Here is a 22,074-nt window from a genome sequence, read left to right on the forward strand (position 1 = left end):
CGCCAGTTGCCGCATTTCGGCCTCGGGAGTGTAGCTGTCGATTCCTCACCGCCTTCGCCAAGTGCTACGCCTTGGCGGAATGCGGAACCAGATTGGCTTGAATTCCAGGGGATGCTGCGTCACGCCGGGCGGAGCGTCATCTTCCGGTAATTGGCGCGACTGTCAACTTGTGAACTCCTTGTGAAGCCAGTACGTTGACGGCCTGTGCTGGGCGTCGAAATCGAGGCCTGGAGACTGGCTTGATTGGCTGTGCATAGGGATGCGACTCGCAGTCACCCGTGCCGGGAAGGATGTCGGTGATTTCTCTCATTCGTAAGGTGATTTTGACTGGAAGCGCCATTGCGCTGGGGGCCGTTATCGGCGTTCTGGCCCTGGCCGCAGCTGATTCCTCCACTGCTTCCGCGGTGACGGTCAGTGCAAACGATGTTCCGCCTTCCGGGGTCGAGGACTTCGCTTACCCTGGCGCGGCGGGGATCGAGGCGGACAGGAAAATCACGTTGATCAAGGGGGACGGCCATATTGTGCTGTCCGATTTCTGTGACGGTTCGCCGCAGCAGATCAAGGTATGGACGCGCGCCAATGGCAACAAGGATGTCTGTTTCCGCGTCATCGGAAAGAGCGGCTACCTGACCATGAAGATAGCCGAGGTCTGGGCCGTGGAGACGAAGGATCGCTCCGTCACGGCCGACCTGACGGCGGACGGCGGTAAGACACATCAGACCGTCGATGTAGAGCCCGGACACTTCAAGTCCGTGGGCGAAGGGGCCGGTTCTGAACCCACGGCTCTCCTTGAGCTGCGAGTGACCGGCTGACATGGCAGAGTCCTGCGCCCAGTCCGTGGGCGGGTTCGGGTTGGCTGAACTCGTCCGTGAGCCTACTGGTAGCTGCGGGCAGCAGGAGTGAGCGTTCGATGAGAAAGACGAAGATGACTGACAGACGTTCGCGCTGGGCTTGGGTAACCGGCCTGTCCAGTGCCGTTGTTTTTGCCGGGACGGTCATGGCCCCGCAAGCAGAGGCGGTGGTTGGGGCCTCGGTCGATGAAGGCGCGTACTCGTTCGCCGTGAAGATTCATATCGGAGATGGTGACCGGACTTGCTCGGGTGCGCTGGTAGATCCGCAGTGGGTCCTGACTGCTGCGAGTTGCTTCGCCGACAATCCTCAGCAGGGGTTTGATATCCCCACTGGCACACCAAAGATGAAGGCACTGGTGACGCCAGGGGGCAGCTTGGATGCTACCCCTGTTCCCTTTTCTAAAAACCGATCGGTTACGTGGCTGGTTCCCGCCAAGGGGCGCGATCTCGTGATGGCCAAGATTGAGAGCGGGTTTACCAACGGTACCCATTATGTGCCGACGGGGGTGGAGCCCGCGTTCCGGTCACCGGTGCCGGCCGTGCCTATCCAGATTGCCACCACGCCGCCAAGTGGCGGTGAGAGTCTCCGAGTTGTGGGATTTGGTCGCACTCAGGACGAGTGGGTGCCGGAGAATCCCCACACAGGAGATTTCGCTGTTGGTTCCGTTGGGGACGAAACCTTCGCCATCGATCGGAAATCCGAATCCAATGCTAGCTTGTGTAAGGGAGATGCAGGCGCACCTACCTTCCGGGAGAGGGACGGCAAGGTCGAGCTCATAGGTATCAACAGCCGCTCCTGGCAGGGAGGTTGCTTCGGTGAGGATGAGACTCGCACTGGTGCGCAGGAGACGCGCGTCGATGACTTGAATGGCTGGATACAGAAGACGCGTCTGCCCCTTAAACCTCCGGCTCTCAGCGAGCTCTCGACGGTGGCTGACTTCAATCGCGACGGTCATGCGGACGTAGCGGCTGTGCTTGCAGACGGTTCTCTGAACGTGTTCTACGCCAACGGGGATGGGGCGCTCCAGTACGGCCGCCTTCTCTGGGCGTATGACGACTCCTGGAGGTCCATGAAGAAGATTATCGCCGGTGATTACAATGGCGATGGTCTGACGGACATCGCAGCTGTTGCCAGTGACGGGAGCCTGCGTCTGTACCTTGGAAAGCGGGACGGCAGTCTCGCCGACGGTAAGCAGATGTGGTCGGATAACTCCTGGAAGACCATGCTGCACGTCGCCCGGTACAAGGCGGACAAATCCAGCCGAGACGGTTTGCTCGCGGTCTGGGGGGACGGCTCACTGTACTCGTACTCCACTAATTCGGAAGGTGTCCTCGGGCAGAGGCGACAGATGTGGCGTGACAGTACTTGGAAGCCAATGAAGCAGATCACTGCCGGAGACTTCAACGGTGACGGTCGCGACGACATCGCTGCCATCTCTGGAGACGGCGGATTGAAGGGCTATCATGGAAACGCTCAAGGGCTGTTCGATGACGGTGTCTCCTTGTGGGGCGACAAATCGTGGAGCAATACGAACGCACTTCTCAGTGGAGATGTGAGTGGCGACGGCAAGTTCGACCTGGTAGGTCTGTGGACCGGTTCGCAGGCGCTGAGGATGTATAAGGGGAGCGGCAAGTCAGCTTTCGCTGAAGGTGTCTCTCTGTGGCCGCAGACTTCCTGACCTCTGAATCCTCGCCAAGACAGTAAATTGGGCCGCACTCTCGTCATGAGTGCGGCCCAATCACGTGCTCAGGACTTCAGGAATCCCGAAGATCAGAAGAGCAGGCGGTACGTGTTCCAGCCGCCGCTGCCGATCTGGACGCGGGACTTGTACGGGGACGAGGCGTTGCCCGTGCCCGAGTAGCGCCACAGGGTGCCGTCGTTGCCGCGCGCGACCAGGTCGGTCTTGCCGTCGAAGTCGAGGTCGCCCGTGGAGATCAGGGTGTTGTAGGTGTTCCACCCACCGCCGATCTTCGTGCGGCCCTCGAAGGGGGCCTTGTAGTTGCCGGTGCCCTTGTAGAGCCACAGGTTGCCGGAACCGTCGCGGGCGACGATGTCGTTCTTTCCGTCACCGGTCAGGTCGCCGTTGCCGGCGATCTGCGTGTACTGGCCCCAGCCGGCGCCGACCTTGTAGCGGGACGTCAGCTTGCCGTCGCCGTAACCGAGGTAGATGTACAGGTTGCCGCTGCCGTCACGGGCGAGCAGGTCGCCCGCACCGGCGCCGCCGAGGTCGCCCACGGACCAGATGTGGTTGTAGGTGTTCCAGCCGCCACCGACGGTGAACTCGCCGACGTCCCACATGAAGTAACGCAGGTAGCCGTCCGTGCTGCGGTACCAGATGCCTTCCGAGTGGCCGTCACCGTTGTGGTCGACCTGGGTGAGGTCCTTTTCGTTGCTCCAGTTCTCACCGGACTTCACACGGGAGTCAAGACCACCCTTGCCGTCCGGCGAGTAGCTGTAGAGGTAGCCGTTGCCGGCGAAGCCGTACAGCGCGAACCGGTTCGCCTCCGCGACGGCGGACGAGCGCAGACCAGCCGGGGCGTGCGCCTTGCTGGACGCGGACGCGGTCTTGGAGCTCTTGGCGGGGTGCTCCGCCGCGACCGCGGACGCGCCGGTCGCGACGAGCGCCGCGGTGATCGCCGCGGCGGCGAGACGGGCGGCTATGCGCCCGCCCTTACGGCCAGAAGTGTTGGCCACGTATTTCTCCATGGAGTTGTTGAGACATGGCGCGCCCCACCAGGGGGGGCTCGCCATAGGTTCAGTGAGATCGTTTCACGGCTTTCTCACATCCTCCAAACAGATATGTGCGGGAATCGTCACGACCGCTTGGCCCGGCCCCCGCAACGCCGAAGGGCCGTACCGCCGAAGCGGTACGGCCCTCCGTCAGGTCGGATCAGACCGGGTCGGATCAGAAGAACAGCCGGTAGGTGTTCCAGCCGGCCGTGCCGATCTGCACGCGGGACTTGTACGGGTCCGCGGCGTTGCCGGTGCCCTTGTACAGGTACAGCGCGCCCGAGGCGTCACGGCCGACGAGGTCGGCCTTGCCGTCGAGGTCGATGTCGCCCGGCGCGAAGATGGCGTTGTAGGTGTTCCACCCACCGCCGATCTTCGTGCGGCCCTCGAAGGGCGCCTTGTAGTTGCCGGTGCCCTTGTAGAGCCACAGGGTGCCGTCGCCGCCGCGCGCCACGATGTCGGCCTTGCCGTCCCCGGTCAGGTCGCCGTTGCCGGCGAGGGCCGTGTACTGGCCCCAGCCGCCACCGACGGTGTAGCGGGACGTCATCTGGCCGGTGCCGTACCCCAGGTACAGGTACAGCGTGCCCGAGGAGTCGCGGCCCAGGAGGTCACCGGCGCCGGCGCCGCCCAGGTTGCCCGGGGAGAGCATGGCGTTGTACGTGTTCCAGCCGCCCCCGATGGTGACCGGGTTGGAGCCGTCGCCCGGCGCGTAGTACAGGTTGCCGTTGTAGTCGGCCTCCCAGACGCCGTCCACGAGGTTGTCGGCGTTCTGGTCGACCTGGCCGACCCACTTGAAGTTCCAGCCGGTGTTGCCCTCGAAGCCCGAACGCGACTCGAGGCCGCCGTTGCCGTCCGGGGCGTAGTAGTAGACGGTGTTCGACTTGTCGATGCCGTAGAGGCCGAACATCGGCGCGTCGCCCGGGTTCGACGCCTGGGCGCCGGTCAGCGCGCGCTTGGCCGGCTTCGCCGTCGGAGCCTTGAACGGCTTCGCCGAGGGGTTGTCGGCGGCGAAGGCGGTGGCGCCGGTGCCGACGAGGGCGGCGGTGACCGCCGCGGCAGCGAGACGCGAAGCTATGCGTCCACGCTTACGGCCAGAGATATTGGCCACGTATGTCTCCATTGGTCGTGAATGAGACGTGGTGCGACTCGGGTGTCGAGTCGCGTCACGAGTTCAGCGGAATCGTTTCACGACTCCTTTACCTGTCAACCCGCTTGGCGACAAAGGGGATCAAGACAACAGCTATTTCTCGCCTCTCGTTCACCACGCGTATCCCGAAAACGCCCAAAAGGGCCGCAATTCCCCTACAGGAATGCGGCCCTCCGGTTATCGTGCGTGGCTCGAAGCCGCCGGGACGGCGTCAGAACAGCAGCCGGTACGTGTTCCAGCCGCCGTTCCCGATCTTCACGCGCGACTTGTACGGGTCCGCGGCGTCGCCGGTGCCCTTGTAGAGCCACAGCGCTCCCGCCGCGTCGCGGCCGAGCAGGTCCGTGGTGCCGTCGAGGTCCACGTCGCCGGAGGAGACGATGGCGTTGAAGATGTTCCAGCCGCCGCCTATCTTCGTGCGCGGCTCGAAGGGTGCCTTGTAGTCGCCGGTGCCCTTGTAGAGCCACAGGGTGCCGTCGGCGCCGCGCGCCACGATGTCGGCCTTGCCGTCCCCGGTCAGGTCGCCGTTGCCGGCCAGCGCGGTGTACTGGCCCCAGCCGCCGCCCACCTTGTAACGCGAGGTCAGCTTGCCGTTGCCGTAGCCCAGGTACAGATAGAGCGTGCCCGAGGCATCGCGGCCCAGCAGGTCGCCGCCGTCCGCGCCGCCGAGGTTGCCCGGGGAGAGCAGGGTGTTGTAGATGTTCCAGCCGCCGCCGACGGTGGTCGTCTCGAGCTCGAGGTACGGCTCGTACGTCATCGTCCCGTTGGTGTCCCACTTCCAGATGCCGTCCGCGACGCCGTCGGCGTCGTTGTCGACCTGGGCGCCGTTCTTCACACCGCCCTGGCCCTCCTCGAAGTGCACCTTGGGGGCGAAGGCGCCCTCGTAGTCCGGCAGATAGGAGTAGCTGTCACCGGAGCGGTCCACGCCGATCAGCGGGAAGACCGGGTAGGCGCCGTTGGGGTCACCGGACTTGGTGACACCGTGCCCGGCGCCCTGGGCGGCGTGCGCGTGCGCGGTGGCCCGCGCGGCGCCGGCCTTCACCGCGGCCTTGGGCGAGGGGGTCGCCCCGTCGGCCGCGAAGGCGGTTGCGCCGGTGCCGACGAGGGCGGCGGCGACGGCCGCGGCGGCGAGACGGGAAGCCGTCCGCCCGGGCGTACGGCCTGAAGACTTGGCCACGTGTCTCTCCATGGGGTCGATGAGCCATGACGCGGCACCGGGCACCCCTGTGGAACCGTGCGCCGAACACGTCACGTGATCAGCGAGATCCTTACACAACTCCCTTACGTGTCAACCTGTTTGACTGCGGAGACGAAAGGGCCGCACCCCCTTGCGGGAGTGCGGCCCCGGACCCGTCGGGTCATCCGCCGAGGCGGATCAGAAGAACAGCCGGTACGTGTTCCAGCCGCTCGTCCCGATGTTCTTGCGCCCCGCGAACGGCGCCGCCGCGTTGCCCGTGCCCGAGTAGCGCCACAGGGAGCCGTCGGTGCCGCGTGCGATGAGGTCGGTCGTGCCGTCCAGGTCCAGGTCGCCCATCGAGAACAGCGCGTTGTACGCGTTCCAGCCGCCGCCGATCCGGGTGCGGCCCTCGAACGGGGCCTTGTAGTCGCCGGTGCCCTTGTAGAGCCACAGCGTGCCCGAGGCGTCGCGCGCGACGAGGTCGTTCTTGCCGTCGCCGGTCAGGTCGCCGTTGCCGGCGATCTGGTTGTAGGTGTTCCAGCCGCCGCCGACCTTGTAGCGGCTCGCCACCTTGCCGTTGCCGTAGCCCAGGTACAGGTACAGCGTGCCGGTGGTGTCGCGGGCGAGCAGGTCGCCCGCGGCGGCGCCGCCCAGGTTGCCGGGGGAGAGCACCAGGTTGTAGGTGTTCCAGCCGCCGCCGACGGTCCACGGGGTCTCGGAGTCGTCCGCGGCGAAGTACATCGTGCCGTTCTTGTCCCACTCCCACCAGCCGTCGGCGTAGCCGTCGGCGTCGTGGTCGACCTGGGCCGACCACTTGATGGGGTCCCAGCCCGTGTCGATCCTCGCCCGCGGGCTGAGGGCGCCGCCGCCGTCGCGGATGTAGCCGTAGAGCGTGTTGGCGCGGTCCGCGGCGAACAGGTCGAACTGGGGGGCCTCGGGGCTGGGCGCGGCGGTCATCGCGCCGGAGCGCGTGAGTGACGGCGCGGACGGCTTCGGGGCGGCCTTGAACGGCTTCGGCGGGTCGACCGCCACGGCTGCCGTCGCACCGGCGCCGACGAGGGCGGCGGCGGCCACGGCGGCGCCGAGCCGCGCGGCTATCCGGCCGCGCTTGCTGCCGGAAGTCCCGGGAGTCCCGGAATCCTTGGCCAGATTCTCGGCCACGTAGTTCTCCATGATCCATGAGGCTCAGATGCGACGTGGCGCGCCTCAGCAGACGAGACGCGCCACGGGTTTCACCGGAATCCTGCCATGACTCCTTTACATGTCAATCGGCTTGAGGTAAAAGCAGCCAACTCGATACGCGCGCCGCCCCGATGAGGCCGTCAGCGCAGCAACTCGATCTCGGCCAGCGTCGCCGGTCCGCCCGCCGGCACCAGCCGGTAGTGCCCGTAGGCGCCGGGCCGGGCCACCGTGAACACCCGGGTCTGCTGGTCCCAGGTGAACGACTCGCCCGAGCGCCTGTCCAGATCGACCCACTTCGTCCCGTCCGAAGAGCCCTGGAGGACCCACCCCTTGGGGGCCTTGGCCCGGTCGGCGGACGTCAGGGTGTACTGCACCGCGCGCGTGGCCGACTTCACCGGCAGTTCGACCGAGTCGAAGGAGGCGGACGTCGCCGAGGTGTCGTCGAAGAGCGGACCGCTGCCCGCGACCGCGTCGGCGGGCGGCACCGGCACCTTCTCGTCGTGCGTGATCGACACCGGCGCCGCCTTCTCACCCGTGCCCCAGGCCGACGGACGCGGCCCCATCGCGAAGTCCAGCGTGCCGCCCCGGGCCAGCAGGGAATGCGGGAGCGCCGTGGACGTCCACGCCTTGCCGTCGACCTTCAGCGACTGGACGTAGAGGTTGCGCGAGCTGTTCCGGGGAGCCCTGACCACCAGGTCGCGGCCGTTCTCCAGGTGCACGGTCGCCTTGGTGAACTGGGGCGATCCGACGGCGTACTCGCCGCTGCCCATGACCAGCGGGTAGAACCCGAGCGCGGAGAACAGGTACCAGGCCGACTGCTCGCCGTTGTCCTCGTCGCCGTGGTAGCCCTGCCCGATGGCGCTGCCCGTGTAGAGGCGGTTCATCACCTCGCGGACCTTCTCCTGCGTCTTCCAGGGCTGCCCGGCAGCGTCGTACATGTACGTCACATGGTGGGCGACCTGGTTGGAGTGGCCGTACATGCCCATCCGGACGTCACGGGCCTCGGTCATCTCGTGGATGACGGAGCCGTACGAACCGGCGAGGTCGGGGGAGGCCGTCTCCGGGGTCGCGAAGAACGCGTCGAGCTTCTTCGCCAGGCCCGCGCGCCCGCCGTAGAGGTTGGCCAGGCCCCGTGAGTCCTGCGGGGCGGTGAACGCGTAACCCCAGCCGTTGGTCTCGGTGTAGTCGTAGCCCCAGACCCGCGGGTCGTAGGAGGTGCTGGGCACGCGCCACTGGCCCTTGGTGTCCCGGCCCTGGAAGAAGCCGGGCGCGCCCGCGCCGGCGCTCGCCGCCTCGGGGTCGAAGAGCTTCACGTAGTTGCGGGCCCGGCCCAGGAAGTACGCCGCCTCCTCCTTGTAGCGGGACTTGTGGGTCCGGTCGTACAGCGCCTGGCCCATCCTGGCGAGGCCGTAGTCGTTGAGGTAGCCCTCCAGCGACCACGACAGGCCCTCGTGCGTGGAGGTCGGGGTGTAGCCGAGGAAGGGCGAGGTGTCCATGCCCTTGCGGCCGACCCCCGCGGACGGCGGGGCGACGGTGGCGTTCTTGAGCGCGGCCTCGTAGGCGGCCTCGCCGTCGAACTTCACGCCCTTCACATACGCGTCGGCGAAGGCCACGTCCGAGCTGGTCCCGGTCATCAGGTCCGCGTAGCCGGGCGAGGACCAGCGCGAGATCCAGCCGCCGTCCTTGTACTGCTGGACGAACCCGTCGACCATCTCGCCCGCCCGCCCCGGGGTGAGCAGCGAGTACGCGGGCCAGGTCGTGCGGTAGGTGTCCCAGAAGCCGTTGTTGACGTACACCTTCCCGTCGACGATCTTCGCGCCGGTGCGGGTGGGGGTGTCCTGGCCGGTGCCGGGGGAGAAGGGGCTGGCGTAGACGTCCTTCGATCCCACCTTCTCGAAGCCGGAGTTCGGGTAGAGGTAGAGCCGGTAGAGCGAGGAGTAGAGGGTGGTCAGCTGGTCGTGGCTCGCGCCCTCGACCTCGACCCGGCCCAGGATCCGGTCCCAGGCGCGCTGGGCCTGCCGCTTCACCCGGTCGAAGGACGAGCCCGCCGGGATCTCCGCGGCCAGGTTCGCCTTCGCCTGGTCCACGCTGATGAGCGAGGTCGCCAGGCGCAGGGTGACCGTGCGGTCCTCGCCGGGCTTCAGCCGCAGATAGCCGGTGACATCGGCGCCGCCACCCCCGGGCAGCTTGCCGCCGGCGGTGGCCGGTACGTCGAAGACGCCGTACACGAAGAGCCGGGTGGCGCCCTGGGAGAGGCCGCTCCTGACGTCGGAGTAGCCGGTGAAGGACGAGGTCGACGGGTCGAGGGTGAGACCGCCGTTGTTGTTGACGTTGTCGAGGAGCACGCTCGCGTCGTCACCGGGATAGGTGAACCGCATGACCGCCGCGTGGTCGGTGGGCGCCATCTCGGCCTTGAGGCCGTTCTCGAAGGTGACGCCGTAGTAGTACGGCTTGGCGCTCTCGTTCTCGTGCCGGAACGGCAGGGCGCGCGCGGTCCGCGAGGCGTCCGGGGTCCCGGCCGCCGCCGACGGCATCAGCTGGAAGGTCTGCCGGTCGCCCATCCACGGACTCGGTTCGTGGCTGGCGGAGAACGCCTGGAGGGTGGGCAGGTTGTCGGCGTTGTTGCGCCGCGCGTAGTCGTACAGCCAGTCCTGCGAAGCCGCGTTGGTCACCGGGGTCCAGAAGTTGAACCCGTTGGGTACGGCCGTGGCCGGGAAGGTGTTGCCGCGCGAGAAGGAGCCGCTGGAGTTGGTGCCCCGGGTGGTCAGCGCGTAGTCGGAGAGGTGTGCGAGGCGCTTCTCCGGCTTCTTCGGGGCGATCGAGAGGTCGTCGATCCAGCCCTGGAACTTCGCCGGACCCGTGGGCGAGTCGTACGCCACCAGGATCCGGTCCACGGTCCTGCCTGCGGCCACCGCGCCGATGCGCGAGGACACCTCGTTCCACTGGTTGACGTAGAGCGTCTTCGCCGCGCCCTGGCCCTGGGGGGTGAGCTGTCCGCCCTGCGCGTCGAGGGCCTTGAGGTCACTCAGACAGGTGCCGTCGGTGAAGGCGAGGTCCACCGACACGTTGGTGGCGGGGTAGCCGAGGTCGGTCTCCGGCATCGACGGGAAGATCTTGTAGTCGAGCACGGTGTCCCGGCCGATCCGGGTGTCCACGTCGAAGATCTTGTTGTACGAGTAGGCCCGGCCCCGCGCCTTGTGCGTACCGGCGTAACGCAGGGCCCTCTTTCCGGTGAATCCGGCGTTGGCCTTGGCGGTGGGGGAGCCGCCGGGGCCGCGGTCCGGCAGCGTCCGCATGTCCGGGGGGACCGGGGTGCCGGTGTCGCCGTCGGAGAACTGCACGTCGGCCAGCTGGGTGAGGTCGGCGCCGCTGTTGTGGGTGATCTCCAGGCGGTAGTGCGCGTACGCCGTGGAGTTGGTGAAGTCGTACGCCTTGGTCTGGAAGCGCGAGGCGAACGTCTCACCCGAGCGAGTGTCCAGCGTGGTCCAGGTGGCGCCGTCCGCCGAGCCCTTCAGCGTCCAGTCCCGCGGGTCGCGCGGGGCCGCGTCATTGGCCGAGGTCAGCGCGTAGGTGACGACCTTGACCGGGCTGTCGAGGTCGAACTCCAGCCAGGCGGTGGGCTGGAAGGCGAGCCATTTGGTGCTCGGCTGGCCGTCGACGAGGTTCTCCTTCACCTCGCCGGAGCCGTCGTTCTCGGCGCTCGCCCGCACGGTCGTCACCCGGTCGGTGACGCCGCCCGGTATACCGGCGGCGAAGCCGCCGTCGACGCCCGAGGCGCGCTTGCTCCCGTCCGGCCCCCGGTCCACGGTGTCGCGCCAGTCGGGCTGCGGCTGGCCGGTCTCGAACGAGGTACGGAACTCCTGGCCCGCTCCCGGGGGCCGGGCGGCGGCGGGCTGGGCCGTCGCGGCCCCCTGGGCGGTGACCACGAGGAGGAGGGAGGCCGCCGCGAGGGCGACCGCGGGCCCTTGGCGGAGCCGGGATCTGGGCAGCATACGGGGCCTTTCCATTGGCGGGCGCATGACAGAGCGACGCCCGGCGGGGGCCGGGCGGACATCGGTCATACGATCTGGACAACGTTGTCAGACGGAAAATGCAGGATCCAGTAGGAAGGCAAGTCGACGGTGCTGTCAAGGGCGTTGAGGGCAAATGGCCCGGGCGTTTCGGGACGCCGCGAGAGGCTCGCGGGGGTCCGGCCCACCGCGCTCCGCCATCAGATATCCAAGAGGTCTCAACTCGGGAAAGGATGCCGTCCAACCATGCTTTCGATCTTGCTCAGTTGACGGAAAGTGGACTATACCTGTCGGCGTCCGCTCCGCCGGGAAACCGGCGTGCTCGGGGACGGGGGACGTCGGGGAAGCAACGGCACGTCATCCTCCGCACATCCGGCGTATCCGCTGCGTACCCTGCACTACCCAAGCTTCAGCACAACTGACCGCGGTGGCGGGGCCCTTCGCCGGCAGGCGATTCGGTACGGGCGACCGGTACACCGCCTGAGTCCTGGAGAAGGCGAGGACTTGAGCATGGGATCCACCTCCGCCCACGAGAGCAATGAGGGCCTGGGCCGTCGCGATCTGATCAAGCGTTCCGCGGCGCTCGGTCTGATCACCGTTCCGGCGATGGGCTTCCTGTCCGCCTGCGCGAGCGGTGACAGCGGCGGCGACAAGAAGGTAGAGAAGGGCACCAAATCCGACAAGAACCCGCTCGCGGTGAATGAGTCGGCCCCTCTCGACGTCGTCATCTTCGACGGCGGTTTCGGCACCAAGTACGCCACCGACGCGAACGCCGTCTACCAGAAGGCGTTCCCGAAGGCGAAGATCAGTTTCCACAAGACACAGAAGATCCAGTCGGAGCTCCAGCCGAAGTTCAACGGCGGCACCCCGCCGGACCTGATCGACAACTCGGGCGCCGAGCAGATGGACATGGGTGTCCTGGTCGGAAAGAGCCAGCTCACCGATCTGACCCCGCTCCTGGACGCGCCCTCCATCGATGACCCGAACAAGAAGGTCCGCGACACGCTGCGGCCGGGCATCGTCGAGATGGGCCAGTTCGACGGCGACCAGTGCTGGGTCTTCTACTACGCGTACACGGTGTACGGCGTCTGGTACTCGCAGACCGCGCTCGACAAGCTCGACGCGAAGTACCCCGAGACCTGGGACGAGATGCTCGCCCTGTGCGCGAAGGCGAAGAAGCAGGGCATCGCGGGCTGGACCTACCCGGGCAAGTACCCGTACTACCTGCCGTTCTCGCTCTACCCCTTCATCGCCAAGATCGGCGGCCGTGAGGTCCTGGACGCCATCGACAACCTGGAGCCGAAGGCCTGGGAGCACCCGGCCGTCAAGGCCGCGTTCGAGGCGTACTACGAGCTCTTCAAGAAGGGCTACATCCTTCAGGGCACGCCCGGTATGACCCACATCCAGTCGCAGACGGCCTGGACCAAGGGGCAGGCGCTGTTCATCCCGAACGGCTCCTGGGTGGAGAACGAGGCCGCTCCCACCACGCCCAAGGACTTCAAGATGATGGTGGGCGCGCCCTCCAGCCTAGACGGCAACGACAAGATGCCGTTCGGCACCATCTGGGCGTCCGGCGGTGAGCCCTTCATCGTCCCGGCCAAGGCGAAGAACCCGGTCGGCGGTATGGAGCAGCTGCGCATCATGCTCAGCGAGGCCTCCTCGAAGAACTTCACCTCCCAGGTGAAGTCGCTCTCCGCCTTCAACGGCGGCACGGACGGCCTGGCCCTGTCCACCGCCCTGCAGTCGGGTGTCGACGCGCTGAAGAAGGCCGGCACGAATGTCGTCAACCCGCGGCTTCAGGACTGGTATGTGAAGCTCCAGAAGGAGCAGATCGGTGTCGCCGGTCTCGGCGAGATGATGGCGGGCCGCGCCACCCCGGCCGAGACCATCAAGAAGATCCAGGGGTACGCCGACAAGGCCGCCCAGGACCAGAACATCAAGCACTACAAGCACAAGAAGTAGCGGCAGTGGTCAGGCGTCACCAGCGGCGGCACCCGCTAGCAGATCGGGGTCGGTAACCATGCAACACGGCAAGTACCGGTTCATCGTGGGATTTCTGGTACTCCCACTGGCGTTGTACTCACTCTTCGTCATCTGGCCGTTCATCCAGTCCATCTACTACTCCTTCACGGACTGGACCGGTCTGAGCCCGGACTTCAAGATGGTCGGCTTCGACAACTACAAGCGGATGTTCGACGACGACATCTTCTGGAAGTCGTTGCAGCACAGCCTGCTCTTCGTCCTGCTGCTGCCCCTGGTGACCCTGGGCCTCGCGCTGTTCTTCGCCTTCATGCTCAATGTCGGGGGGCGGCGCCGAAAGGGCGCTGCCATTACCGGAGTGCGCGGTTCCGGCTTCTACAAAATCGCCTACTTCTTTCCGCAGGTGCTCTCGATCGCGATCGTCGCCCTGCTCTTCCAGTTCGCGTACAACCCCAACAACGGCGTGATCAACTCCGCCCTCAAGGGGGTCGGTCTCGGCAGTGTCCAGCCGAACTGGCTGGGCGACCCGGATCTGGCGCTGTACTGCGTGATGGCCGTGCTGGTGTGGTCCACGGTCGGATTCTTCGTCGTGCTGTTCTCGGCCGGGATGGCGTCGATCCCCAGGGACTTCTACGAGGCGGCGCTGCTCGACGGCGCCAGCCGCTTCACCACGTTCTTCAAGATCACCCTGCCGCTGCTCTGGGACACCGTGCAGTCCGGCTGGGTCTACATGGGCATCCTCGCCCTCGGCGCCGAGGCCTTCGCCTCCGTGCAGATCATGACGGTGGGCCCGGGCGGCCCCGACTACTCGACCACGGTCCTGCCGCTCTACGTCTATCAGTCGGCGTTCCGCGACGGTCAGGCCGGATACGCGACCACGATCGGTGTCGCGCTGCTCGTCGTCACGCTGCTGTTCGCGGCGGTCGTGATGCGACTGGGCCGGCGCGAGCGGCTGGAGTTCTCATGACCACTGACACCTCGACCGCCGACCTCGCCGAGGAGCGACCGCCCGTGGCCAAGCAGGCGGAGCCCGTGAAGAAGGAGAAGAAGAGCGAGGGCGCGGCCCTCAACGTCTTCTCCCACGGGGTTCTCGTCCTGTGGGCGTTCATGGTCGTCGTCCCGCTGCTCTGGGCGGTCATGGCGTCCTTCAAGGACGACAACTCGATCCTGTCCACCCCCTGGGCGCTCCCGGACAAGCTGCACTTCGACAACTGGTCACGGGCCTGGACCCAGGCCCATATGAGCGACTACTTCCTCAACACCGTCCTGGTGGTGGGCGGCTCGCTCATCGGCACGCTGCTGCTCGGCTCGATGGCCGCCTACGTCCTCGCGCGCTTCGACTTCCCCGGGAACCGGTTCATCTACTACCTGTTCATCGGCGGGATGAGCTTCCCGATCATGCTGGCGCTGGTGCCGCTCTTCTACGTGATGAACAACCTGAGCCTGCTGAACACCACGCACGGCCTGATCCTGGTCTACATCGCGTACTCGCTGCCGTTCACCGTCTTCTTCCTCACCTCCTTCTTCCGGACGCTGCCCAGTTCCGTCGCCGAGGCGGCGATGATCGACGGCGCCTCGCACACCCGTACCTTCTTCCAGGTGATGCTGCCGATGGCCCGTCCGGGTCTGATCAGCGTGGGAATCTTCAACTTCCTGGGGCAGTGGAACCAGTACATGCTGCCGACGGTGCTCAACACCGACCCCGACAAGCGGGTGCTCTCCCAGGGCCTGGTCGAGCTCGCGACCAGCCAGGGGTACAAGGGCGACTGGTCCGGCCTGATGGCGGGCCTGGTGATGGCGATGCTGCCGGTGCTCGCCGCGTACATCGTCTTCCAGCGCCAGGTCGTCGCGGGACTGACGGCCGGAGCGCTCAAATAGCGGTACGTCACCCTCCGTATCCACCCCGGGACCGCCCGTCGGCGACACGCCGACGGGCGGTCCCGTGTCATGTCCCACTGCTCAGGTCTTGACGGGAGACAACCCGAAAGGCTCAGCTTAGAGTTCACATGTTGGAGATAGGGCGGGGCCTCAATGCTGCGGTCCCGTGTGGGGGCGGCCGTCGTGCCGCCCGCCTACGGCGGGAGTGGATGAGTCGATGGAGACTCCGGGGTCGCAGACGTCATTGCACCGGGCCAACCTGGAGCGGGTCGTACGCGCGGTGCGCATGGCGGGCTCGCTCACCCAGGCCGAGATCGCCAGGACCACGGGCCTGTCCGCGGCCACGGTCTCCAATATCGTTCGTGAACTGAAGGACGGCGGAACCGTCGAGGTCACACCCACCTCGGCGGGCGGCCGACGGGCCCGCAGCGTCTCGCTCAGCGGCTCCGCGGGCATCGTCATCGGCGTCGACTTCGGCCACACCCATCTGCGGGTCGCGGTCGGCAACCTCGCCCACCAGGTGCTCGCCGAGGAGGCCGAGCCGCTCGACGTCGACGCCTCCTCCGCGCAGGGCTTCGGCCGGGCGGAAGAGCTGGTCAACCGCCTGATCGCGGCCACCGGCATCGGCCCCGACAAGGTCATCGGAGTGGGCCTGGGCGTGCCCGGCCCCATCGACGTCGAGTCCGGGACGCTGGGCTCCACGTCCATCCTGCCGGGCTGGACCGGCATCAACCCCAGCGAGGAGCTCTCGGGCCGCCTCGGCGTGCCGGTGTACGTCGACAACGACGCCAACCTGGGCGCCCTGGGCGAGCTGGTGTGGGGCAGCGGGCGCGGGGTCAAGGACCTGGCCTACATCAAGGTGGCCAGCGGTGTCGGCGCCGGTCTGGTGATCGACGGGCAGATCTACCGGGGCCCGGGCGGCACGGCCGGCGAGATCGGCCACATCACCCTGGACGAGTCGGGCCCGGTGTGCCGCTGCGGCAACCGGGGCTGCCTGGAGACCTTCACCGCGGCGCGGTACGTGCTGCCGCTGCTCCAGTCCAGCCACGGGGCCGATCTGAGCATGGAGCGGGTGGTCCAGCTGGCCCGCGAGGGGGACCCGGGGTGCCGCCGGGTGGTCGCGGACGTGGGCCGTCACATCGGCAGCGGTGTCGCCAACCTCTGCAACCTGCTCAACCCCAGCAGGGTGGTCCTCGGCGGCGACCTGGCCGAGGCCGGGGAACTGGTCCTGGGGCCCATCAGGGACTCCGTGTCGCGGTACGCCATCCCCAGTGCGGCGCGCCAGCTTTCGGTCCTTCCGGGGGCCCTGGGCGGCCGTGCCGAGGTGCTCGGCGCGCTGGCTCTGGTACTGAGTGAAATGGGCGATTCGACCCTGTTGGAGAGTGCTCTCCCGGCCGGGGCGCCTGCCTTCACTTAGATAACGGATGGCACCGTTGTCATCTCGTTAAGGATTTACTCCTTGACGGTGGCCCTGCGGCCGAGTTGACTTCCAGCCACCTCGGCCGCAACGTCGCGGCCTCGTCAGGGAGGTTCCAGAATGAACACGCGTATGCGTCGTGCCGCCGTGGCCGTGGCCGCCACCGCGATGGCCGTCTCTCTCGCCGCTTGCGGCAGCGCCAAGGAGTCGGGCGACAAGACGAAGGAGTCGACCGGCTCCAAGAAGGGCGACGCGATCAAGATCGGTCTGCTCCTGCCGGAGAACCAGACCGCGCGTTACGAGAAGTTCGACAAGCCGCTCATCGAGAAGAAGGTCAGCGAGCTGACCAACGGCAAGGGCAAGATCGTCTACGCCAACGCCAAGCAGGACGCGACGACGCAGACGCAGCAGGTCGACACGATGATCACCAACAAGGTCGACGCGCTGATCGTGGACGCGGTGGACTCCAAGGCGATCGCGGGCGCGGTGAAGAAGGCCAAGGACCAGGGCATTCCGGTCGTCGCCTTCGACCGTCTGGCCGAGGGGCCGATCGACGCGTACACCTCGTTCGACAACGAGCAGGTCGGTCATGTGCAGGGCAAGGCCCTGGTCGACGCGCTGGGCGCGAAGGCCAAGGACGGCCAGATCGTGATGATGAACGGCGCGATCACCGACCCCAACGCCGCCCTGTTCAAGAAGGGCGCGCACGCCGAGCTCGACGGCAAGGTGAACATCGGCAAGGAGTACGACACCAAGGAGTGGAAGCCGGAGAACGCCAACGCCAACATGGAGGGCGCGATCTCGGCCCTGGGCAAGGACAAGATCATCGGTGTCTACTCCGCCAACGACGGCATGGCGGGCGGCATCATCACGGCCCTGAAGGCCGCCGGTCTCTCCAAGCTCCCCCCGGTCACCGGCCAGGACGCCGAACTCGCGGGCGTGCAGCGCATCGTCGCGGGTGAGCAGTTCATGAGCGTCTACAAGCCGTACGTCCAGGAAGGCCCGATCGCGGCCGAGATGGCCGTCGCCCTGGCCAAGGGTGAGAAGCTGGACTCGATCGCGAAGTCCAAGGTCGACAGCCCGACCACCAAGGGCGTCCCGTCGGTGATCCTCCCGGTCGTGTCGCTGACCAAGGACAACATCAAGGACACCGTCATCAAGGACGGTATCTACAAGATCGACGAGATCTGCACCTCGAACTACAAGGCCGCCTGCGACACGCTCGGCCTGAAGTAGTCCCCCGCCGGAACCCCCGCGCACACACCGTGCGCGGGCCCCGGCCCCCGAAGCCCCTCCGGCGCCCTGCCCTCCTTCTCAGCCCCCGCTATCGGGCGGGGCGCCGGACGGAACGCTTCTCCTCCTCGTTCTCTTCTGCTCAAACCTCCGCGCCCCCCTCCTCGGGCGCGGCATCCCCGCCGGTCAGGCGGCGAAGGAGATGGTTCACGTGTCCGCTACGCCCGTGCTGGCGTTGCGCGGGGTCTCCAAGCGGTTCGGTGCCGTTCAGGCGCTCACCGACGTAGAGCTTGAGGTCCACGCCGGTGAAGTGGTCGCCCTGGTGGGCGACAACGGAGCCGGAAAGTCCACGCTGGTCAAGACGATCGCGGGTGTGCACCCCATCGATGACGGCGTCATCGAGTGGGAGGGCCGCGGTGTACAGATCAACAAGCCGCACGACGCCCAGGCGCTCGGCATCGCGACCGTCTACCAGGACCTCGCGCTCTGCGACAACATCGACGTCGTCGGCAACCTCTACCTCGGCCGGGAGCTGCGCAAGCGCGGCATCCTCGACGAGGTCGAGATGGAGCGCCGCTCGCGCGAGCTGCTCACCACGCTCTCGATCCGCATCCCGAGCGTCCGCATCCCGATCGCGTCGCTCTCCGGCGGCCAGCGCCAGACCGTCGCCATCGCCCGCTCGATGCTGGGCGAGCCCAAGCTCGTCATCCTCGACGAGCCGACCGCGGCCCTCGGCGTCGAGCAGACCGCGCAGGTCCTCGACCTGGTCGAGCGGCTGCGCGAGCGCGGCCACGCCGTCATCCTCATCAGCCACAACATGGCCGATGTGAAGGCCGTCGCGGACAAGGTCGCCGTGCTGCGCCTGGGCCGCAACAACGGCGTCTTCGACGTCAAGACCACCTCGCAGGAAGAGATCATCTCCGCCATCACCGGCGCCACGGACAACGCCGTGACCCGCCGTGCGGCGCGCAACGCGGAGGTTCAGAAGTGAGCACCGACAAGACCTCCCCCGTGGACAAGGCAGAGGCGGCCGACCCGACCGCCCCCATCCACCTCGACAAGCCGCACGAGGCCCCCGTGGACGCGCCGCCGGCCGCGGACGAGGCGGTCACGGCCGTCGACCCCCGCCTGCTCGTGCGCGAGCAGGGCTTCGCGGGCTACCTGTCCGAGTTCAAGCGCAAGATGAAGGCGGGCGACCTCGGGTCGCTGCCGGTCGTCGTCGGCCTGATCGTCATCATGGCGATCTTCCAGAGCCTGAACTCGAACTTCCTGACCGCCGGCAACCTCTCCGACATCTCGGTCGCCATGGTCGGCACCGGCATGATCGCCACCGGCATCGTCTTCGTCCTGCTGCTCGGCGAGATCGACCTGTCGGTCGGCTCGGTCAGCGGTGTCGCGGGCGCCACCTTCGCGGTGCTCAACGTCACCCACGGCATGGCCGAGTGGCTGGCCCTGGTCCTGGCGATCCTCACCGGCACGGTCGCCGGCGCCATCCACGGCTTCGTCTTCGCCCGGATCGGCGTGCCCGCCTTCGCCGTGACCCTGGCCGGTCTGCTGTTCTGGAACGGCTTCATGCTCCAGGTCCTCGGCAGCAACGGCACGATCAACCTGGACTCCGAGGGCCTGGTCGCCAAGCTGACCAGCTACTACTTCAGCGATGTGGCGGCTGCCTACGGCCTGGCCGTGATCGCGGTGGCGGCGTTCTTCCTCACCTCGCTCCTGGACAGCCGGCGCCGCGAGGCGGCCGGGGTGCCCTCGCGCCCCTTCAGCGAGATCGTGCTGCGCACGGTGCTGCTCGCGGTCCCGGCCGTCGGCGCCGCCGCCGTCTACAACCAGTACAAGGGCCTCCCGCTCGCGGTGGTGCTCTTCCTGGCGGTCCTGGTCCTCACCGACTTCGTGCTCCGGCGCACCGCGTACGGCCGCAAGGTCTTCGCGCTCGGCGGCTCCATCGAGGCCTCCCGCCGCGCCGGCATCAACGTCGTGATGATCCGCACCTCGATCTACGCCATCTCCGGCACCTTCGCGGCCATCGGCGGTCTCTTCCTCGCCTCCAAGATCACCGCGGCCAACCAGGGCGCGGGCAGCGGCGAGCTCCTGATGAACGCCATCGCGGCGGCCGTCATCGGCGGCACCAGCCTCTTCGGTGGCCGTGGCCGCACCTGGAACGCGCTGCTCGGTGTGCTGGTGATCACGTCGATCCAGTACGGCCTGGCGCTCCAGGGCATCGCCTCGCCGATCCAGTACATGATCACGGGTGGCGTACTGCTCGCGACCGTCGTGATCGACGCGGTGACCCGCAAGACCCAGAAGTCCGCCGGTCGCGCCTGACCAGCGGCCCGCACCCCCTCCCGCCCCTTGCGGGGCAAGGGGGGATGCCACAGACGGACCACGGACGTGCCCGGTGCCCCTCGCGGCGCCGGGCACATCTGTGCGTGGGCGCGGACGTCAGCCATTCGAGTGGTGCCGAACGCACCGCCCGATGACGGGCGTCGCGGACGGAACATTAGACTCGGCCAAATCGGCATGCTCGACCAGCACGGATGCAAGGAGGCACGGGTGCCGCTGCTTACCCGTATCAGGGGACCGCGCGATCTCGACCGGCTCAGCCCGGAGCAGCTGGACCAGCTGGCCGCTGAGATCCGGACCTTTCTCGTGGACGCGGTCTCCAAGACCGGCGGGCACCTCGGCCCCAACCTGGGTGTCGTGGAGCTCACCATCGCTCTGCACCGCGTCTTCGAGTCGCCCAAGGACAAGGTCCTGTGGGACACCGGCCACCAGAGCTATGTGCACAAGCTCCTCACCGGCCGCCAGGACTTCTCCAAGCTGAAGATGAAGGGCGGGCTCTCCGGATACCCGGCCCGCGCCGAGTCCGAGCACGACTTCATCGAGAACAGCCACGCCTCCACCGTGCTGGGCTGGGCCGACGGCCTGGCCAAGGCGAACGAGGTCCTCAGGAGGGACGACCACGTCGTCGCGGTCATCGGCGACGGCGCGCTCACCGGCGGTATGGCCTGGGAGGCGCTGAACAACATCGCCGCCGCCAAGGACCGCCCGCTGGTCATCGTCGTCAACGACAACGAGCGTTCCTACGCGCCGACCATCGGCGGCCTCGCCAACCACCTGGCGACCCTGCGCACCACCGACGGCTACGAGCGGTTCCTCGCCAAGGGCAAGGACCTCCTGGAGCGCACGCCGGTCGTCGGCAAGCCGCTCTACGAGACGCTGCACGGTGCCAAGAAGGGGCTCAAGGACTTCATCGCCCCCCAGGGCATGTTCGAGGACCTGGGCCTGAAGTACGTCGGCCCGATCGACGGCCACGACATCGAGGCGCTGGAGTCCGCGCTGACGCGCGCCAAGCGCTTCGGCGGCCCGGTCATCGTGCACTGCCTCACCGAGAAGGGCCGCGGCTACCAGCCCGCCCTCGCGGACGAGGCCGACCGCTTCCACGCCGTCGGCAAGATCCACCCGGACACCGGTCTGCCGGTCTCCACCTCGGGCCTCGACTGGACCTCCGTCTTCGGCGAGGAGATGGTCAAGCTCGGCAAGGAGCGCGAGGACATCGTCGCGATCACCGCGGCCATGCTCCAGCCGGTCGGCCTCGACAAGTTCGCCAAGGCCTACCCCGACCGGGTCTACGACGTGGGCATCGCCGAGCAGCACGCCGCGGTCTCCGCGGCGGGCCTGGCCACCGGCGGTCTGCACCCCGTCTTCGCCGTCTACGCCACCTTCCTCAACCGCGCCTTCGACCAGGTCCTGATGGACGTGGCCCTGCACCGGTGCGGAGTGACGTTTGTCCTGGACCGCGCGGGGGTCACCGGCACCGACGGCGCCTCGCACAACGGCATGTGGGACATGTCGATCCTCCAGGTCGTCCCGGACCTCAGGATCGCCGCCCCGCGCGACGCCGACCAGGTACGCGCCCAGCTGCGTGAGGCCGTCGAGGTCGAGGACGCCCCGACCGTGGTCCGCTTCTCCAAGGGCGCGGTCGGCCCCGCGGTCCAGGCGGTCGGCCGGGTCGGCGGTATGGACGTGCTGCGCGAGGCGGGCGCGGACCGCCCCGACGTGCTGCTGGTCTCGGTGGGCGCGCTCGCCCCGATGTGCCTGGAGATCGCCGACCTGCTCGACGCCCAGGGCATCTCGACGACCGTGGTCGACCCGCGCTGGGTCAAGCCGGTCGACGAGGCGATGGCCCCGCTCGCCGAGATCCACCGGGTCGTCGTCACCGTCGAGGACAACAGCCGTGTCGGCGGTGTCGGCTCGGCGGTCGCCCAGGCGCTGCGCGACGCGGGCGTGGACGTGCCGCTGCGCGACTTCGGCATCCCGCCGCGCTTCCTCGACCACGCCTCCCGCAAGGAGGTCATGGCCGAGATCGGGCTGACGGCGCCGGACATCGCCCGCCAGGTCACCGGACTGGTGGCCAAGCTGAGCGGGCTGGAGAGCGCGAGCGCCGTGGAGCCCGCGCGCGACTGAC

General features: G+C 67.6%; 15 protein-coding genes. 10 read left to right on the forward strand and 5 right to left on the reverse strand.

All coding sequences use genetic code 11. The features are described 5' to 3' along the window. The first annotated feature begins 296 nt into the window (after positions 1-296). Together ACZ5ID_RS30850 and ACZ5ID_RS30855 are read left to right on the forward strand one after the other, a co-directional pair. Complete coding sequence (locus tag ACZ5ID_RS30850) at positions 297-812, forward strand: hypothetical protein (protein ID WP_468904392.1); 516 nt, start codon at positions 297-299, stop codon at positions 810-812. 98 nt (positions 813-910) lie between these two features. Next, positions 911-2,530: an FG-GAP-like repeat-containing protein gene (locus tag ACZ5ID_RS30855; RefSeq protein ID WP_468904394.1), complete on the forward strand. Its 1,620-nt coding sequence runs from the start codon at positions 911-913 to the stop codon at positions 2,528-2,530. A 92-nt stretch (positions 2,531-2,622) separates the two neighbouring features. On the opposite strand, the gene ACZ5ID_RS30860 is transcribed toward ACZ5ID_RS30855, so the two are convergent. The 5 genes from ACZ5ID_RS30860 to ACZ5ID_RS30880 all read right to left on the reverse strand — a co-directional run bounded on the left by ACZ5ID_RS30860 (position 2,623) and on the right by ACZ5ID_RS30880 (position 11,077). Next, complete coding sequence (locus tag ACZ5ID_RS30860) at positions 2,623-3,546, reverse strand: FG-GAP repeat domain-containing protein (RefSeq protein ID WP_468904396.1); 924 nt, start codon at positions 3,544-3,546, stop codon at positions 2,623-2,625. A 211-nt stretch (positions 3,547-3,757) separates the two neighbouring features. After that, positions 3,758-4,690 carry an FG-GAP repeat domain-containing protein gene (locus tag ACZ5ID_RS30865; RefSeq protein ID WP_468904399.1) on the reverse strand — a complete coding sequence of 311 codons (933 nt, stop codon included), beginning with the start codon at positions 4,688-4,690 and terminating at the stop codon, positions 3,758-3,760. A 250-nt stretch (positions 4,691-4,940) separates the two neighbouring features. Beyond that, positions 4,941-5,903 (reverse strand): FG-GAP repeat domain-containing protein, encoded by a 963-nt coding sequence (locus ACZ5ID_RS30870; protein WP_468904401.1) that lies wholly within the window; start codon positions 5,901-5,903, stop codon positions 4,941-4,943. Positions 5,904-6,101: 198 nt separating this feature from the next. Beyond that, a complete protein-coding gene (locus ACZ5ID_RS30875; protein ID WP_468904403.1) occupies positions 6,102-7,076 on the reverse strand; it encodes an FG-GAP repeat domain-containing protein in 975 nt (324 codons plus the stop codon). A 149-nt stretch (positions 7,077-7,225) separates the two neighbouring features. After that, the gene (locus tag ACZ5ID_RS30880; protein ID WP_468904405.1) at positions 7,226-11,077 is read right to left on the reverse strand and encodes a GH92 family glycosyl hydrolase; all 3,852 of its coding nucleotides are present in this window, start codon (positions 11,075-11,077) and stop codon (positions 7,226-7,228) included. Between the two features lie 528 nt (positions 11,078-11,605). On the opposite strand from ACZ5ID_RS30880, the gene ngcE reads away from it, so the two are divergent. The 8 genes from ngcE (at position 11,606) to dxs (ending at position 22,073) form a co-directional block, all read left to right on the forward strand. Beyond that, positions 11,606-13,057 carry an N-acetylglucosamine/diacetylchitobiose ABC transporter substrate-binding protein gene (gene ngcE / locus ACZ5ID_RS30885; RefSeq protein WP_468904408.1) on the forward strand — a complete coding sequence of 484 codons (1,452 nt, stop codon included), beginning with the start codon at positions 11,606-11,608 and terminating at the stop codon, positions 13,055-13,057. Between the two features lie 58 nt (positions 13,058-13,115). Next, positions 13,116-14,042, forward strand: coding sequence for a carbohydrate ABC transporter permease (locus ACZ5ID_RS30890; RefSeq protein ID WP_468904410.1), 927 nt, complete (start codon positions 13,116-13,118; stop codon positions 14,040-14,042). Further along, positions 14,039-14,953 (forward strand): carbohydrate ABC transporter permease, encoded by a 915-nt coding sequence (locus ACZ5ID_RS30895; RefSeq protein ID WP_468904412.1) that lies wholly within the window; start codon positions 14,039-14,041, stop codon positions 14,951-14,953. Before ACZ5ID_RS30890 ends, ACZ5ID_RS30895 begins: the two co-directional genes overlap by 4 nt. A gap of 217 nt (positions 14,954-15,170) precedes the next feature. Continuing rightward, the gene (locus ACZ5ID_RS30900) at positions 15,171-16,370 is read left to right on the forward strand and encodes an ROK family transcriptional regulator (protein WP_468904414.1); all 1,200 of its coding nucleotides are present in this window, start codon (positions 15,171-15,173) and stop codon (positions 16,368-16,370) included. A gap of 120 nt (positions 16,371-16,490) precedes the next feature. Then, entirely contained in the window at positions 16,491-17,606 is a 1,116-nt protein-coding gene (locus tag ACZ5ID_RS30905) for an ABC transporter substrate-binding protein (protein ID WP_468904416.1), read from the forward strand. Between the two features lie 199 nt (positions 17,607-17,805). Then, complete coding sequence (locus ACZ5ID_RS30910) at positions 17,806-18,594, forward strand: ATP-binding cassette domain-containing protein (protein WP_190091470.1); 789 nt, start codon at positions 17,806-17,808, stop codon at positions 18,592-18,594. 56 nt (positions 18,595-18,650) lie between these two features. Continuing rightward, entirely contained in the window at positions 18,651-19,931 is a 1,281-nt protein-coding gene (locus ACZ5ID_RS30915; protein WP_406555048.1) for a sugar ABC transporter permease, read from the forward strand. 228 nt (positions 19,932-20,159) lie between these two features. Further along, positions 20,160-22,073, forward strand: a complete 1,914-nt coding sequence (dxs, locus tag ACZ5ID_RS30920; RefSeq protein WP_468904497.1) for a 1-deoxy-D-xylulose-5-phosphate synthase — start codon at positions 20,160-20,162, stop codon at positions 22,071-22,073. Position 22,074 lies beyond the last annotated feature (1 nt).

Source organism: Streptomyces sp. NPDC031670, from assembly GCF_055580545.1.